The 16,142-nt window shown below is 63.1% G+C and carries 14 protein-coding genes; 13 read left to right on the top strand and 1 reads right to left on the bottom strand.

The window, feature by feature from the left end; translation table 11 throughout:
• Positions 1 to 106 precede the first annotated feature (106 nt).
• The 4 genes from AM2010_RS08580 (at position 107) to AM2010_RS08565 (ending at position 6,061) form a co-directional block, all read left to right on the top strand.
• Positions 107 to 625, top strand: coding sequence for an RNA polymerase sigma factor (locus AM2010_RS08580; protein WP_047806717.1), 519 nt, complete (start codon positions 107 to 109; stop codon positions 623 to 625).
• Entirely contained in the window at positions 622 to 1,494 is an 873-nt protein-coding gene (locus AM2010_RS08575) for a FecR family protein (protein ID WP_058350943.1), read from the top strand. Before AM2010_RS08580 ends, AM2010_RS08575 begins: the two co-directional genes overlap by 4 nt.
• 114 nt (positions 1,495 to 1,608) lie before the next feature.
• Positions 1,609 to 4,800: a TonB-dependent receptor gene (locus tag AM2010_RS08570; protein WP_047806716.1), complete on the top strand. Its 3,192-nt coding sequence runs from the start codon at positions 1,609 to 1,611 to the stop codon at positions 4,798 to 4,800.
• 91 nt (positions 4,801 to 4,891) lie between these two features.
• Positions 4,892 to 6,061, top strand: a complete 1,170-nt coding sequence (locus AM2010_RS08565) for an Sb-PDE family phosphodiesterase (protein WP_160325589.1) — start codon at positions 4,892 to 4,894, stop codon at positions 6,059 to 6,061.
• 52 nt (positions 6,062 to 6,113) lie between these two features.
• Here AM2010_RS08565 and AM2010_RS08560 read toward each other — a convergent pair whose 3' ends face one another.
• Positions 6,114 to 6,977: a pirin family protein gene (locus AM2010_RS08560; protein WP_047806714.1), complete on the bottom strand. Its 864-nt coding sequence runs from the start codon at positions 6,975 to 6,977 to the stop codon at positions 6,114 to 6,116.
• A gap of 119 nt (positions 6,978 to 7,096) precedes the next feature.
• On the opposite strand from AM2010_RS08560, the gene AM2010_RS08555 reads away from it, so the two are divergent.
• The 9 genes from AM2010_RS08555 (at position 7,097) to AM2010_RS08515 (ending at position 16,141) form a co-directional block, all read left to right on the top strand.
• A complete protein-coding gene (locus AM2010_RS08555) occupies positions 7,097 to 7,420 on the top strand; it encodes a winged helix-turn-helix transcriptional regulator (protein WP_047806713.1) in 324 nt (107 codons plus the stop codon).
• A gap of 71 nt (positions 7,421 to 7,491) precedes the next feature.
• Positions 7,492 to 7,992 (top strand): sigma-70 family RNA polymerase sigma factor, encoded by a 501-nt coding sequence (locus AM2010_RS08550; protein WP_058350942.1) that lies wholly within the window; start codon positions 7,492 to 7,494, stop codon positions 7,990 to 7,992.
• Positions 7,989 to 8,957, top strand: coding sequence for a FecR family protein (locus AM2010_RS08545; RefSeq protein ID WP_160325587.1), 969 nt, complete (start codon positions 7,989 to 7,991; stop codon positions 8,955 to 8,957). Before AM2010_RS08550 ends, AM2010_RS08545 begins: the two co-directional genes overlap by 4 nt.
• Before the next feature lie 421 nt (positions 8,958 to 9,378).
• The gene (locus AM2010_RS08540) at positions 9,379 to 11,151 is read left to right on the top strand and encodes a DUF2341 domain-containing protein (protein ID WP_211255414.1); all 1,773 of its coding nucleotides are present in this window, start codon (positions 9,379 to 9,381) and stop codon (positions 11,149 to 11,151) included.
• 27 nt (positions 11,152 to 11,178) lie between these two features.
• The gene (locus AM2010_RS08535; RefSeq protein WP_047805556.1) at positions 11,179 to 11,586 is read left to right on the top strand and encodes an ExbD/TolR family protein; all 408 of its coding nucleotides are present in this window, start codon (positions 11,179 to 11,181) and stop codon (positions 11,584 to 11,586) included.
• On the top strand, positions 11,583 to 12,308 hold the full coding sequence (locus tag AM2010_RS08530; RefSeq protein WP_053044019.1) for an energy transducer TonB family protein: 726 nt from the start codon (positions 11,583 to 11,585) through the stop codon (positions 12,306 to 12,308). Before AM2010_RS08535 ends, AM2010_RS08530 begins: the two co-directional genes overlap by 4 nt.
• 158 nt (positions 12,309 to 12,466) lie before the next feature.
• Entirely contained in the window at positions 12,467 to 14,059 is a 1,593-nt protein-coding gene (locus tag AM2010_RS08525) for a ShlB/FhaC/HecB family hemolysin secretion/activation protein (RefSeq protein WP_160325601.1), read from the top strand.
• Between the two features lie 71 nt (positions 14,060 to 14,130).
• Positions 14,131 to 15,690, top strand: coding sequence for a putative porin (locus AM2010_RS08520; RefSeq protein WP_160325600.1), 1,560 nt, complete (start codon positions 14,131 to 14,133; stop codon positions 15,688 to 15,690).
• Between the two features lie 10 nt (positions 15,691 to 15,700).
• Positions 15,701 to 16,141: a hypothetical protein gene (locus tag AM2010_RS08515; protein WP_047806710.1), complete on the top strand. Its 441-nt coding sequence runs from the start codon at positions 15,701 to 15,703 to the stop codon at positions 16,139 to 16,141.
• The last annotated feature ends 1 nt before the right edge of the window (position 16,142 follow it).

Here is a 16,142-nt window from a genome sequence, read left to right as displayed (position 1 = left end):
GCAACCGCCGATAGGACGATAAACGGGCCAGTTCCTGGGCGGCAAATCATCGACGATCCAGCGCTGTAATCCTGCCGACACACGGCGGCGATAGGCGCTGGCGTCCATGAACGCCGAGAACTCAAACTGGCGAGGTCATCGCGTCGAGCTGCTCAAGTATCTGGGGCGACGGGTGGACGATGCCGCGCTGCGGGAAGACATCGTCCAGGAAGCATTCGCCAGGCTCTTCACCTATCAGGCCCGGCGCGACGGCGTCATCAACAATCTGCCGGCGTATCTGCGGCGCATCACGATAAATCTGTTGCGCGATCACCAGCGCGCCGCGCGCCGTTTCCCGATCGCGGGGGAAGTGCCCGAAACATTGGCCTGCCCGGTCCCTTCGGTCGAAAGCGCGCTGGATTTCCGGCAGAGGGTCGAAATCCTGGTTGCGGCACTCGATCGCATGCCGCCGCTGCGGCGCGAGATATTCCTGCGCAACCGCTTTGACGAACAACCTGCGTCCGATATCGCGGAGGAACTGGAGATGAGCCGGGCCGCGGTCGACAAACATATCGTCCGGGCTCTGGCCGATCTCAGGGGCAGATTGGAAAAGCACGGGTTGGCGCTATGGAGGAAAGGGCGATGACGGCAAACCAGCAGACGGCGTCGCAGCACGGTTCTTCCCTGATCGACGACCCCGCGTTCAAGGAAGCGTTGAGCCGGTCGGCTGCGAAAGGGCGTCTTTCCAACGACGAAATTCGCGAGCGGCGGGCCGGGCGGCGGCGGTTCGTGACCGCAGGGATCGCCGGGCTATTGGTGCTCGGCGGTGTCGGGCTGTACCATTCCCAGTCGGACATCTTCGCACAGATCGGCCGCAGCGCGCCGCAAACGCGCGAATATTCGACCCAGCCCGGAGAAATGAAGGAAATCGTGACCGAGGATGGCACGATGATCCGCCTCAACGGTGCGAGCCGCATTGCGCTGACCTTTGCGGACGATCGGCGTCACGCCCGGCTCATCACCGGGCAGGCTCATTTCGATGTTCGCCGTGACGAAGATCGCCCTTTCACCGTTCGGGCCGGCCAGTCGGAAACCCGGGTGCTGGGTACGGCGTTCGACATCAACCTGATGAAATCGCAGGTCGTTCTCTCGGTCTATCGGGGGGGCGTGCGCTTCGACAGCGTCGATGCGAATCAGCCCGTGGTGGTCACGGCGGGCTGGCGCCGCCGGCTCAACGGCAACAGGATCAGTGCGCCTGAATCGTTCGACAGCGGACAGCGCGACTGGGACAAGGGTTGGGTCAACACCGCCGGCATCACGCTCGCCGATCTGGTCGAAGTGCTCAATCGCGGTGGCGGCAAGCCTATCGCTGCGCCACCGGCCGAACTTGGCCAATCGGAGATATCGGGGCGGTTCCGCATCGACGATTCGCGCCAGTTCCTGTCTTCGCTGGGCGAAGCCTATGGCTTCCGTGTTCGCGAAACCGATTCAACCGTCGTGCTGGAGGCACGCTGACAAGGCGTGAAAGCGTTCCGGCCGGGGCGGGTGAAAAAGATTGTCCTGATCCGTGGCAGCGACCGTCTCTTTGTCTGAGGCCCGAATTCGGGGGTCGTTGCAAAGGGGCAAATCATGTTTCGTTCGAGCGTCCAACTGTCACTGCTGCTGCTGGCAACTACGGCCAGCGGGGCGATAGCCACTGCGCCGGCGATGGCGCAGGGTGCGCCCGCCAATCTGAGCGCGACGCGATCCTTTTCCGTGCCGGCGGGCGATCTCGCCCCGGCATTGACGACGTTCTCCCGCGTTACCGGCGTGCAGATCGTTTTCTCGCCCGACCTGGTCCGTGGCAAGACGACGCGCGGCGTTTCCGGCTCGCGCCAAACACGCGAGGCGCTGTCCCATCTCCTCGCTGGGACCGGGTTGAAGATGAAAGTAAGCGGCAACATTGTCGCCATCGTTCCCGGTGCCAGTGGCGGGACAGCGCGCAGCAATGCGGCACGGCCGGCGCAAAGAACCGAACCGGCGGCCCCGGTCGCCACCGCGCAAACCGTGGCCGAAACGACAAGCCCGCCGTCGGCGATCGTCGTCACAGGATCGCGCATCCCGCGTCCTGAGCTGGAATCGGCCATGCCGGTCAGCGCCGTCAGCATGGAGCAGGCCGAGCAGTTCGGTCTGGTAACCGCCTATGACGCTCTGATCCGTGAGCCCGCGGTAGGCCCCGGTACCGGCCCGGGGTCCAACAATCGGACCGTCGGGGGCAATGGCGGTACGGCTTCGATCGACTTGCGCAACATGGGCACCAACCGGACGCTGGTGATGGTCGACGGGCGCCGCAGGGTGAGCGGGTCGCACACCAGCTCCGCCGTCGATCTCAACATGATCCCGGCCGGTATGATCGAACGGATCGAGGTGATTACCGGCGGCGCGGCAGCGATCTATGGCGCGGATGCCGTCAGCGGTGCCGTCAACGTTGTGACCAAGCGGCGCATCGACGGCATCGATCTTTCTGCCCAGACAGGCATTTCCTCGCGCGGGGATGCGCGGACGATGTCCCTCTCCGCGGTCGCCGGCACGACGCTTGACGATGGTCGCGGATCGATCAGCCTGGGGGTGACGTACGTCGATTCCGAAATCGTCCTGCTGGGCGACCGCAAGCACATGCGGGACAAGTTCATCATCTTTGCCAACAACCCGGAAAATACAGGCCCGAACGATGGGATTCCGGATCGGATAACCTATGACAAATGGGGCCTCATCGGCCTCAACACGTTCCCTACCTTCTTTGTGGATGGCCAGCACTACGGGTACGAAAACGGTTCCGTCAGGGAACTCAATTACGACATCGTGGTCCGGACGCCATCGGTGGGGGATGCGGGGATCGGCGGGGACGGCGTTCCGTTCCACGAGGATCTTCCGCTGCGTACGCCGCTCGAACAGTTCGCCGCCATCGCCAAGTTCGAATACGCGCTGACCGATACGATCGATTATCACGCCCGTCTCGATTTCGGGCACACCAAGACCAGGCTGCATGGCGAATACTATCGGGAAGACAGCCGCAACATCTTCCTCGGCGGGGCCGGCGGGCCAAAGGCCTATCTCGACAATCCCTATCTGCCCGATCCGATCCGCGACTTCATGGTCGAAAACGGGTTGAGCGAGCTTTCGATCGCGCGCGCAAGCCCTCAACTGGGGCAGCAGATTCACGACTTCGACCGGCACGCCTATACGATCTTCAGCGGCCTGACGGGCACGGTCGGCGATTTCGACTGGGAGATTTTCGGTCAGTACGGCAAGACCAGCAATCGCGCGACGTACCCCAATGCCATCCGCGCTTCCCGGCTGGTGGCCGCGCGCGATGTCATTGCAGATCCGGTGACAGGCGCGCCGGTCTGCCGCGACGAGGCCGCCCGCGCGGCCGGTTGCGTGCCCTATAACATCTTCGGATACGACGAACCGACCGAAGCGCAGCGCGACTGGATGTATGCGGTGCGCGAACGTTCGATCGTGAACACGCAGACGATTTTCGGCGCCAGCATCGTCGGGTCGGCCTTTTCCCTGCCGTATGGCGACGTTTCGCTGGCGTTGGGTGCCGAATATCGCAGGGATACGCTCAAGAGGATCGACGATCCGCTCGCAACTCTCGATGAACTTGCGCACTTCGCCTCCTACGGGCGCGTGCTCGACATCGACGCATCGCAGGCGGCTACCGAGGGCTATGCAGAGCTGGTCGTGCCGGTGCTCGAAGACCTGCCGTTCGCGCAGCGGCTACAGGTCGAAGGCGCCTATCGCTATTCCGACTATGACAGGTCGGGCGGTACCAGCACCTGGAAAGTTGGGGCAACGTGGGCTCCGATCGAGGATCTGACGTTCCGCGCCGTCCGTTCGCGCAGCGTGCGGGCGCCGAATTTCCAGGAACTGTACAACCCGGTCTTTCTCGCCCTCAGCACGGCGCCCGAACCCTGCCACAGGGACGTGATCGATACGACGCAGAACCGCCGTGCCAATTGCGCCGCGCTGGGCATCGAGGACCCGTGGCTGGAGACGGGATATCCCTTGTCCTACACCGGTGGCGGCAATCCCGATGTACAGCCGGAAACATCGAACAGTCTGACGATCGGCGCAGTTTTCCAGCCGCGTTTCCTGCCTGGCTTCGACGCGACCGTCGATTTCTGGCGGATCGATATCGACGACGTGATTACCACATTGAGCGCGGGGCAGGTTGCGAAGTTCTGCGTCGACTTGCCGACGATCGAAAATCGTTTCTGCGATGCCATCACGCGCGATCCGGTTACCCGCCGCATCACATCACTGAACCGTCAGGTGATGAACGCGTCCAATCTGTTCGCCGAAGGGATCGATTTCGGCATGAGATTTCGCCATCCCCTGGGCGGCGGCATGTTCAACGCCGGGGCGAAAGTTACCTATCTTCTCGACAAGACGACGCAGGCTGCACCGGGCACGGACTCGGTCATCGTACGGGAGGTAACCGGATACGCCGATCCGCGTGTCCGCGGCAGTTTCAATGTCGGTTACGACACCGATCACTTCACCTTCGGCTGGTTCGTCAGGGTGCATGGATCTTCCGTGTTCAACCCGGACCCGACGCTGAGCGATGAATTCTACGAGGACAACAGCATTCGCGCTGCCTGGTATCACGATGTGTCCGTCAGCTACAAAATCGATGAAACCTACAAGCTGACGTTCGGCATAAACAATATCTTCGACGAGAAGATGCCCGATTTTCATGCCAATCAGAATGTCAATAACGGTATCTACGATACGATCGGGCGCTATCTGTTCGCGCGTATAAATACGAAGTTCTGACAATTCGGAATGCCTGCAACGTCGATCGCCCTGTGCGGGAGACGTTGCAGGCTATTGCGACTTCAGAATGCCCAAATTCAAGGAAGACCCCATGAAGCTCTTGCGTTCGGTGCTTTGCGCCGTCGTTCTCGCCGGTGCAGCTCACCCAGCCGTGGCCGAGACGTTCAGCTTCCCCGACACGCCCGATGGGCGCAAGGTTCTGGCGGTGGATTTTCACATCCACACGGTATTTTCGGACGGCACGGTTTGGCCGAACATTCGAGTGACGGAGGCCATGTCGGAAGGCCTCTCGGCTATCTCCCTGACCGAACATATCGAACTGACCGTGCAGAAGAAGTATCTGGCGAAGATCGATGGCCTGGTCGACAAGAACCAGGCGCATGCGATTGCCAGGGACTATTCGGAATCACGCGTTCTTCGGGACGGGCAGGAACGGGTGAATGTCATTCGCGGAGCCGAAATCACGCGGGGTTTCGGCCATTTCAACTGCATCTACACGACCGACAACAACCGGCTGCATGTTCCCCAGCGCGAAGACGATCCTGCCGTCCTGACAGATACGGATGCTGCGAGCTATGTCGAAACGGTGAACTCGTTGGCGGAAGCGAACAGGCAGGGCGCCTTCTGCTTCTGGAATCATCCTTACGCACCAGGCCAGAATGCAGGGAGCATGGCCCCCCGGAAAATCCATCGCGAAATGCTCGACAAGAAACTCATCGGCGGGATCGAAGTCGCCAATGGGGGCGGGATATTCTACGACGCGATAGACACGGCGATGAAGTACGATCTGGCCATTATCGGCGGGTCCGATATCCACGGCCCTGCCAGGTGGAGGGAGGGCAGCCACCGCACCGTTACGCTGGTCCTCGCTCAGGACTTGGGCGACACTGCGATGAAAGAAGCGGTGGAAGCGAGGCAGACGGTTGCCTTGTATAGCAATACCTTGATCGGCCGGTCGGGGCCGGTGACCAGGATTATCGAAGGCGCGCTGACCGTTTCCCTGATGCCGCCGTCGCGCGGATGGCATGTCATGCAATATCCGGTGAAGATCGAAAATGGCAGTTCGATGCCGTTCACGCTGGAAATCGACCCGCGACTGACGCCTTTCAATCAGCCGGATATCATCACCGTCGATGCAAACAGCGCGAAGACGGTCGTCATGTTCCGACAACCCGATGAAGCCCTGGGCTTCAAGGCGCGCGTACTGAACACCCACGTCGATGGCCGGCACAGAGCGCAGGTGACATTGCCGTTCGAGTAAGATCGTCGATACGCTGCCCGGAAGGATCACTCCATTCCGGGCAGCGCGTCGTTCAGGCCGGCGCCAGTGCGCCGAACTTGCCAGCGTTGAAATCCGCGATGGCTTCACGGATTTCGCCTTCGGTGTTCATCACGAAGGGGCCGTGGCCGACGACCGGCTCGCCGATCGGCTCGCCCGTCATGATCAGGACCATGCTGTCACCGTCGGCCGTCAGGGTCACGCCTTCTCCGGCGCGCGACAGGCGGGCGATCTCGGCTTCGCCGACATTCTGCCCGTCGATCGTGACGTGGCCGGAAAGAACCGCGACCATCGACGTATGGCCATCGGGCAGGGGCAGGGTGGCCGTAGCGCCGGCATCGAGCCGTACGTCCCACAGGTTGATCGGCGTGAACGTGTCGGCAGGGCCTTTGGCCCCGTCGAACGCGCCGGCGATAATCCGCGCGCGGCCACCGTCGAAGGCGACTTCGGGGATTATGTCGCGCGTGATCGCCTGATACCGCGCCGGTGTCAGCTTGTCCTGCGCAGGCAGGTTGACCCACAGCTGCACCATGCGGAACGGCCCGCCCGTCTTTGAATAGCCGGGGGAGTGGAACTCCTCGTGCAAAACGCCGGAACCGGCCGTCATCCACTGCACCTCACCCGCGCCGATGGTGCCGCCGCCGCCGGTGGAATCGCGGTGGCTGACTTCGCCGTCATAGACGATGGTGACCGTCTCGAACCCCTTGTGCGGATGCTGCCCCACGCCGCGCGGGTTGCCCTTGACCGGATCGAAATTCCACGGCCCGGCATAATCGAACAGCAGAAACGGACTGATAGCGTCAGTGTCGCCGTGATAGCTGAACAACGAGCGCACGGGAAAACCGTCGCCGACCCAGTGGGCGCTGTCGTTGCGCAGGATGGTGTCGAGTGTCTTCATCTCGCGGACCTTTCTAGGGGGCGTATTCGTCTGCCCCGCCCCGGGGCATTGCCTTGGTATCGAAGGTGACATAGATCTGAGGGAGCATTTCAACAAGTACGGTCCTATCGGATACTGTAATGGCACACGATGAATCGCCGCACGACGGCTGGCATTGCCCGGCAGAGCGGACGCTGGAATTCCTTTCGGGCAAGTGGCGGCCGATGGTCATTTACTGGCTGATGGACGGGCCGCTGCGCTTCAATGCATTGCAACGCCGGCTGGGCGGGGTAACGCACCGCACGCTGTCGAAAACCCTGAAGGAAATGGAGAGCGACGGCCTGCTCTCACGCCGCGATTACGGCGAAATTCCGCCGCGGGTGGATTATTCGCTAACGGAAAAGGGGCGCAGCCTCCGTCCCGTGCTGGAGGCAATGGCGGCATGGGCTGAGGCGGGCCGTTGATTGCCCACATAGCGCCCGCAATCTCGGCCTTGTGACGCTGTTTGACATCAAAGTGCAATATTCGGCCCCGAGTGGGGCGCGCAGTGGGCCATTCACTCCCCGACACGATCCGGCATCTCAAGCATGTCCTGCGCCGCCGGGGGGTGCGCGGCACCGATTCGGAAGATCTGATCCAGGACGCGTTCGACCGGCTGGCGCGATATCGGCGGACGAAACAGGTTGATAATGAACAGGGTTTTCTTGTTCGCACAGTCATCAACCTGTCCATCGATGCGATGCGGAAGCGGCGACGGCTGGATCAGCATCTTGAAACGGATGGCCCGGATCTGGCGTCGATCGCCGACGAATCGCCGCTGCAAGATGAGGTGTTTGCCGCCCGCGAACGTCTATCCAGGTTGGAGGAAGGTTTTTCCGCGCTCGATCCGGTGACACGCGCAATGCTGCGTGCGCGCCGGGTCGATGGAATGGCGATTGCTCAGATCGCCGCGCGACATGGTTGTAGCGTGAGTACGGTAGAGAAGCGGTTGGCGAAGGCCGTGCTGTTTCTCACCGACTGGATGGAGGGATGGTGAACGGTTCGTCTGCGCCTGGTCACGAACGATGTGCACACCGCAAGGTTCGTGCGCAGGCCGCGCTGTGGACCGTCCTCGCGCCGGATTCGTCTGCCGACGATCTGCGCGGTCTGGCCCGTTGGCTGGCAGATGGGGAAGACCACGCCCAGGGCTACACACGCACCCAGGCGATCTGGGACGATCTCGGCGACGTTCTGGCTGGCCAGGAAACGATCGACGATCGCGAACTCGCCGTCGCGGAGAAGCCGGGCTGGGTGCGGCCCGCACCGATATTCGCCATGGCGGCAAGCCTCGTCCTCGCTTGTATGATAGGCTTCCTGATGCTCGCCAGGCCGGTGCAGTACGGCACCGATGTGGGCGAACAGCGGGTCGTTTCGCTGGCCGATGGCTCGCGCGTGACGCTCAACACCTCTTCACAGATCGCCGTTCGCATGTCCGATGGTCGACGCGAGATTTCTCTGGAACAGGGTGAGGCCCTGTTCGACGTGGCCCCCGATCCCGCGCGCCCGTTCATCGTCAGGACGGCAGACCGATATGTGCAGGTCCTCGGCACGACATTTTCCGTGCGTCGGGACGAAAGACGGCTGGATGTCGTGGTCCTTCATGGAAGCGTCGAAGTGGGGGACGCTGACAGCGCGAAGGCGCTGGCCAGGTTGCGGCCCGGGGACCGGTTCCGGGAGCGTGCGAGCGAACCCGGCCCGATCCTCGACCGTCCCGATCTCGAGGTTGAAACCGCCTGGCGCAACGGCGAACTGATGCTCGACCAGACACCTCTGGGGACAGCAGTGCGCGAGATGAACCGGTATAGCGAGACACAGATCGTCCTCGCCGATCCCGGCATCGGCAAGCTACCCATCAGCGGGGTGTTCCGCACTGGCGATAGCGCCAGCTTCGCCCGGACGATCAGCCTCATGTACGGGCTGAAAATCAGCAAGAGCGACGAAACGGTGGTTGTCGAGAGATAGCGCCTCGTTCGCAGCTCCGATCAAAAAATCTGAGAAATTCCCGCAGGTTGGCGCCCGCTTCAGGCGCAGGCCCGGTCGCTGGCCGTTCGCGTGCGGTGGCGGGCTGGGCGCAGCGACCAACTTTTTTGCGATCGACGTTATGGGTTACGCAAATTGCTTCGTCTCACATACTGACGGCAAAGTTAAAGTTAGTAGTGAGGGTGGGTGACGGACTGTGAGCACAGTAACGTAACTGTAACAAATTCACATATTTGAAGTTGTATTCAAGCGCAGAGTAATTCGGCGTTTAAATACGGCATTATTCATTTTGTTTGCGGGTCATTTCACGACGCCAATACGCCTGGGTCGGCGTATCGTTTTTGAGCTTGGCGGATTTTTCGGAGCGGGGACTATGAAGAGATTCTTGACAGGTTTGGGCTTTTTGGCGCTGCTTTTGCCGGGGCCGGCCCTGGCGCAGGAATGGTGGGATTCTGACTGGGGTGAGCGTCGGTCGATTTCGGTTTCTGCTGGTGATGTTGTTGGCGGTGCTGTTGGCAATGCGCCTGTTCTGGTTCGGCTTCACGCGGGCAATTTCGATTTTTCGCAGGTTGCGGCTGACGGGTCGGATCTTCGCTTCGTCACGGCGGACGGGACGCCGCTCGACGCGCATCTGGAGAGTTTCAACCGGCAGGCGGAAGTGGCTTTGGCCTGGGTCGAGCTGCCTTCGGTGGGCGCCGCGCAGCAGCAGATCTATGTCTATTACGGCAATGCGGATGCTCCGGCTGTAGGGACGCCGGCGGACACTTACGATGGCGAGCAGTCGCTGGTGGTTCATTTTGCCGAGGGTTCGGCCCCGCGCGATGCGACCGCGAACAACAATGCGATTGCCGACTTCGTGGGCGAACTGGTGCCCGAAGGTCTCGTGGCGGGCGGCGCCCGTCTGACCGGCAGCAGCCGGATGCAGATTGCGCCGAGCCAGTCGCTGACCATTGCCGCCGGGGGCGAAGCAAGCGTGTCGGCATGGGTCCGTCCTGCAGAACAACAGGTGGGCGAAGCGGCGATCTTCACCAAGTATGGCGCGCAGGGGCCTGCGGGTGCGGAGCGGCTGTCGATCGGCCTGCGCGGCAATGCCCCTTACGTTCAGGTGATCGATGGTTCGGGCACTGTGCGCGAGGCGGCGGCCGATGCGGCGCTGGCGCCGGGCGAATGGGCGCATCTGGCGGTCAGTGCCGGGGACGGCGTGGTCACGCTATATGTCGGCGGACAGCAGGCAGCACAGGTTGCGGCCGATCTTCCGGCGCTCGGCGGCATGGCGCTGGTCGGCGCGAACGGGCAGCTTCCCTCGTTTGCCGGCGATCTTGACGAGCTGTGGCAGGCCAACACGGCACGTTCGGCGGACTTTGTTGCCTTTGCGGCGGCTTCGCAGGGGCGCGATGCCACAGTGGTTCAGACCAGCGGGGAAGCGCAGGAAGCGGGCGATGCGGCGGGTGGTCACAACTACCTGTCGGTGCTGTTCGGTGCGCTGACGGTCGATGCCTGGATCGTGATCGTGATCCTGCTCGTGATGCTGGCCATTGCGATTGCGGTGATGGTGAGCAAGGCGGGCCTTCTGTCGCGAGTGGAGCGGGCCAATGCCGCGTTCCGCGAAGCGTTCCGCAATGCTTCGGGGGAAGCCGGGCTGCACGATGGCCTGGTCGGATCGGATCGCCTGCAATGGGCACCGGCCTCGACCCTGGGGCAGCTGTTCTCCGTCGGGCGCGAGGAGACGCGCCAGCGCCTGGATGAAGGGCGCCGGTCGGCACGCGACCAGTTCGCACTGGCCCCGCAGTCGGTGGCGGCGATCCGGGCGGCGATGGATGCGCAGATGGCGCGCGAAGGGCAGAAGCTCAATGCGCGCATGGTGCTGCTGACGATCGCGATCTCGGGCGGTCCGTTCCTGGGGCTGCTAGGCACGGTGATCGGGGTGATGATCACCTTTGCCGGGGTTGCCGCGGCGGGCGAGGTCAACATCAACGCGATCGCGCCGGGCATTGCCGCGGCTCTGCTGGCGACGGTGGCGGGCCTTGCCGTCGCGATCCCGGCGCTGTTCGGATACAACTGGCTGCTGAGCCGCGTCGAGAAGGTCGAGATCGACAATCAGGTTTTCGTCGACGAGCTCGAGAAGCGTCTCGCCGAGACTTACCGCCCATCCGCTGCCGCACAGGCGGCGGGCTGAGCGCAGGGTCGAACGGGGAGACGAGCAATGCAGGTTCAGAAAAAGCGCAAGCCTTACGACGAGATCAACGTCACACCGATGGTCGATCTCACCCTGGTGCTGCTGATCATCTTCATCCTGCTGACCACGGCAGCGGTGCAGGGGATCAAGGTCAACGTGCCCAAGGCCAGTTCGTCGGTGAGCCTGGCCAAGCCGACGACCAAGGCGATCACGATCGACGAGAGCGGGCAGATCTACCTCGATACTTTCGCGGTGACGATCGACGAGCTTGAGACGCAGCTGCGCACCTTCAAGGCGACGACCGAGGAGTTCCCGGTGGTCGTGAAGGGCGACCGGGTCACCCAGTATGGCCGGATCATGGAAGTGCTCGACGTGTGCAACCGCGTGGGCATCGACCAGCTCGGCCTCGTCAGCGAACGGGTGCGGCCGTCATGAAGCCCGGTGCCGGTTCGCAGCGTCACGAGCCGACAGGCGGCGACGATCAGCGCATGTCCGCAAGGTCGTATCTGCTGATCGGCGGCATACTGCTCGCACTCGCGGGACTGTTCGCCTGGCTGTTGTGGCCGCGCGATGGCGGGCCGCCGCAGACCGAGCGGTTCGTGACCGAGATCGAGATGCTCCAGCCTCCGCCACCGCCGGAGCCGGAGATGGAAGATCCGATCATGGAGGAAGAAGAGGATATCCTGGAGCCGAGCGAGGAGCCGCCCAGCGAGACGCCGAACGAGGAACCGGTCGACCAGCCGCAGGATAGCCCGAGCGAGCCAAGCGATGCCAATCAGCTGGCCGGGCTCGACCGGCCCGCGGATGCCGGATCCGACAACTTCCGCCTCGCGGCGGGCGGTGGCGGCGGACTGTTCGGACGCGGCTCCGGCGGCGGCGGAGGAGGCGGCGACTGGGGCGGCTATGTCGAAAGCCATATCCGCCGCGCGCTGCAACGCGACCCGCGAACCCGCGCTGCCAGAGGCTCGCTCCGGGTCGAGGTCACAATCACAGCCGACGGCCGCTTCTCCAGAGCAACCCTGCGATCCTCAACCGGAAACCCAGACCTCGACAAGGCCGTCCAGGACGTCCTCCAGAATATGCCAAGGCTGGGAACCGCAAGGCCTGCAAACACCTCGGCCCAAACCTTCGCAACTATCGACATGAGGCGTCTGTGATGCGTGGATCGCACCCGGCTTCCATTCGCCGCGAACACGCAGCGACCATCCTTGATCGGCTTCCCGGCCGATCGCGCCACCGAACCAGATATACGGAGTACGCAATGCAGTTGCGCCTGGCCTGCTGCGCAAGCGCAGCGGCGCTGTCAGTTTCGTTTGTGCCTGTCCTTCATGCGCAGGACACGCCGGAGCCGGTCGAAACGGCAGAACCCGCCGCACGCGAACAGACGGCATCCCCCGATCCGGCCGCGCGCCGCGTGGACATCCTTAATTATGCAGTCAGTGGAAACACTCTGCTTTCCACAGTCGAAGTTCAGCGAGCGCTGCAGCCCTACCTCGGCCCTGCACGCCCACTGGCGGACGTCGATGCGGCGCGCGAAGCCTTGATGAACGCGTTCCACGCGAAGGGATACGAGACGGTCAACGTCATTATCCCCGAACAGCAGGTGGCCAATGGCAATATCAGGCTGGAAGTGGTCGAGATGCGCGTGGGCCGCCTGCGTGTCGAAGGCGCGACATACTATTCGCCCGACGATATCCGCGCGCGCATGCCTTCGGTGAAGGAAGGCGAGGTCCCCAACTACAACGAGCTGTCGCAGGAGCTGGCAGGCGTCAACCGCTCGCGCGACCGGATGGTGTCGCCAACGGTGCGGGCCGGGCTGGAACCGGGGACGGTGGATATCGATCTGACGGTCGAAGACAGCCTGCCGCTGCATGGTTCGATCGAACTGAACGACCGCGCGAGTTCCAGCACCGAACGCCTGAAGGTGTCGGCATCGGCGACTTACGGCAATCTGTTCCAGGCCGATCACAGCCTGTCGATCCAGGGGCAGTTCAGTCCGGAGGCGCCCGAGGAATCGTGGGCCGTTTCCGCGTCTTACGCTGCCCCGATCAAAGGCACCCCGCTGACCCTGGTGGCTTATGGCGTGCACACGGACAGCGATGTCGCGGCCCTGGGCGGCATCAACGTGCTGGGCAGCGGCGACATTGTCGGACTGCGGGCGATCTATTCCGCCGTCGCGGGCGATCCGGCGGCGCCGACCGTGCATCAATTTACCGCCGGGCTGGACTACAAGAAGTTCACCGAGAGCCTGCTGTCGGACGACAACCCGTCCTACACCCCGATCGATTATGTGCCGTTGATGCTGCGCTACGACGTTTCGGAGCGCAGGGCGGCTTACGACTTCGACCTGGGGCTGGGCGTCGCGTTCGGGCTTCGCGGCCTTGCTGCCGACGATATCGAATTCGGGCTGAAGCGATACAATGCCAACGCCAACTGGCTGGCCCTGCGCGGGGACCTTTCCTACATCCGCAAGCTGCCTGGCGACTGGCGCGTGGGCGGTGGTTTCGCCTGGCAATATGCCGGCGAGCCGCTGATTTCGAACGAGCAGTTTTCCATCGGCGGCTTCGACAGCGTTCGTGGATACTACGAAAGCTACAAGATCGGCGATGACGGCCTTTCCGGCCAGTTCGAAGTTCACTCCCCCAACTTTGCCGGCACCGGCTCGTTCCTGCGCGAACTGCGCCTGTTCGGGTTCGCCGATGGCGGGTTCATCAGAATCTACGATCCGCTGAGCGTTCAGGAAATCAACGGCGCCCTCGCCAGCGTGGGCGGCGGAGTGAACGTCAGCGCGGTTCACGGTCTCAACGGTGCGGTCACGGTGGCCCGGCCTTTCCTGGAGGAAGGCGGAACGCTGACCGATTTCGACAGCGCGCTGCGCATCCAGTTCCGCGTGTGGAAGGCCTTCTGATGCGTGCTGCAAGGCAGCCGGCCACACCCGTCAACATATTGAGTTCAAGCAATTTTTTAATGAGGTCCATGATGATCTGGAAGAATTCGGCGATTGGCGGTCTTGCGGCTGCATCGACAGTCCTGCTGGCCGCCCCGGCCATGGCGCAGCCTTCCGACGACGTAAGCGTCAAAGTGCTCCAGCTTTTGGTCGACGAGGGGGTTATCCCGCTCGAAAAGGCGCAGACCATCCTCGATCAGGCGCGTCAGGAAGCGCAGGCCAAGGCTGCGGCCGAGGCGAGCCGCGCCGCATCGGATGTCATCAATGTCCCCTATGTGCCCGAGGCTCTGCAGGAAGACATTACCGACAAGGTGGGTGAGCGGGTCGTGGCCACGGCCAGGCAGGAAGGCTGGGTTGCGCCGAACACTCTGCCCAAATGGGTCGAAGGCGTGACCATCTCGGGCGATCTGCGCATTCGCGGCCAGTACGACAATTTCGCCGCGGGCAACTTTCCGTACTTTCCCGATGCAAACGCGATCAACCGGCAGGGCGGGGTCACGACCACCGATGGTTTCCCTCTTCTGAACTCGACCGTCGATCGCGAGCGGATCAGCTATCGTGCGCGGCTCGCCATCGATGCCGATGTTGCGAAAGGCCTGTCGGTTGGCCTGCGCTTCGCGTCGGGCGACGAGCCCGGCGCCGTGTCGACCAATTCGACCTTCGGCGACTTCTTCGACCGGGACGAGCTGTGGGTCGATCGCGCCTTCGTTGACTTTGAACCGGTCGCGGGCGCGCACCTGATCGCGGGCCGCATGCCCAACCCGTTCTTCTCCACCGATCTGGTGTGGGATGAAGACATCAATCCCGAAGGCGTCGCGCTGGTTGGCGAGCATGCCTTGGGCGAGAACGCCAGTGTGCGCGCGGTTGCTGGCGTGTTCCCGCTTCAGGAACGCGAGATCTTCGACGATGCCTATCTCTATTCCGGGCAGATCGGGGCGCGTTATGGCAATGCCGACAGCCCCTATTTCGTCGAGGCGGGCGCGGCCTACTACTACTATGACAATATCCAGAGCCTGAAGAATCCGCCCGACGGTTCGCGGATCAACGACTGGAGCGCCCCCGCCGCGCTTGCCAAGGGCAATTCGCTGTTCAACATCCGGACCGACGGCCTGACGACCTTGGCCGGGCTGGCTGCCGAATACGAATTGGTCGCCGGGACGCTGAAGGCGGGTTACCGCAGCGGCCCCCTGACATTTTCCCTGACCGGCGAAGTGGTGAAGAACCTCGCGCTCGACCCGGCGGAGATTGCCGCACTTCGCAAGGAAGAAGGCGTCAACGGCGGAGAGGGCGTGGAACCGGGCGACCTGGGCTGGATGGTGCGCTTCCAGGCCGGCCATCCGGTGATTGCGGAAAGGGGGCAATGGCGCCTGTTCGCCGGCTATCGCCACCTCGAAACCGATGCCGTGCTCGACATCTTTACCGACTCCGATTTCGGCCTCGGTGGCACCGATGTGGAAGGTTACGAGCTGGGCGGAGCGATCGGCATCCACACCAATGCCTCGCTCGGCCTTCGCTGGCTCTCGTCCAACTCGATCTCGCGCGCGCCCTATTCGGTCGACGTGCTGCAGATCGATCTGAACACCCGTTTCTGAGGAGGGAGCCATGAAAAGAGCGCTCATCGTCGCACTCGCCCTGATCGCTGCGCCCGGGGTGGCGCAGGGTCAGGTTGCGGATCGGACCGCGGATCAGGGCGGGGCAGGGCCGGAGCCGACGGCCTGCGATCAGGCCGATTACCAGCGCGCGCTGCAGGCCGAACAGAACGCCCGCCAGCAGGTCGCGTCGCTTAGGCAGGAGATCGCGCGCCAGCAGGCGCTGCTCGCCCTGGCGAGCGAACGCAACGGCGAACTCTACGCCATTGCGGTGGAGGTGATCGATCGGGGGCTCGCTCCGCGATCGGCAGAACCCTTCCTCCAGCTCAAGCGCGTGGAGATGGAGAACCTGCGGCAGGATTTCCACGATCGCGCGCACCAGGCCCGCATATTCCCAGGCTCGCTGGAAACCGCGCTCGAGGCGCAACAGCAAACGTCAGACCAGGCCGAATAAG

The organism is Pelagerythrobacter marensis, from assembly GCF_001028625.1.
In the GTDB taxonomy this organism is placed as follows: Bacteria; Pseudomonadota; Alphaproteobacteria; order Sphingomonadales; family Sphingomonadaceae; genus Pelagerythrobacter; species Pelagerythrobacter marensis.
Note: the sequence above shows the minus strand (reverse complement) of the source record. Positions and strands in the feature narration are given on the sequence as shown.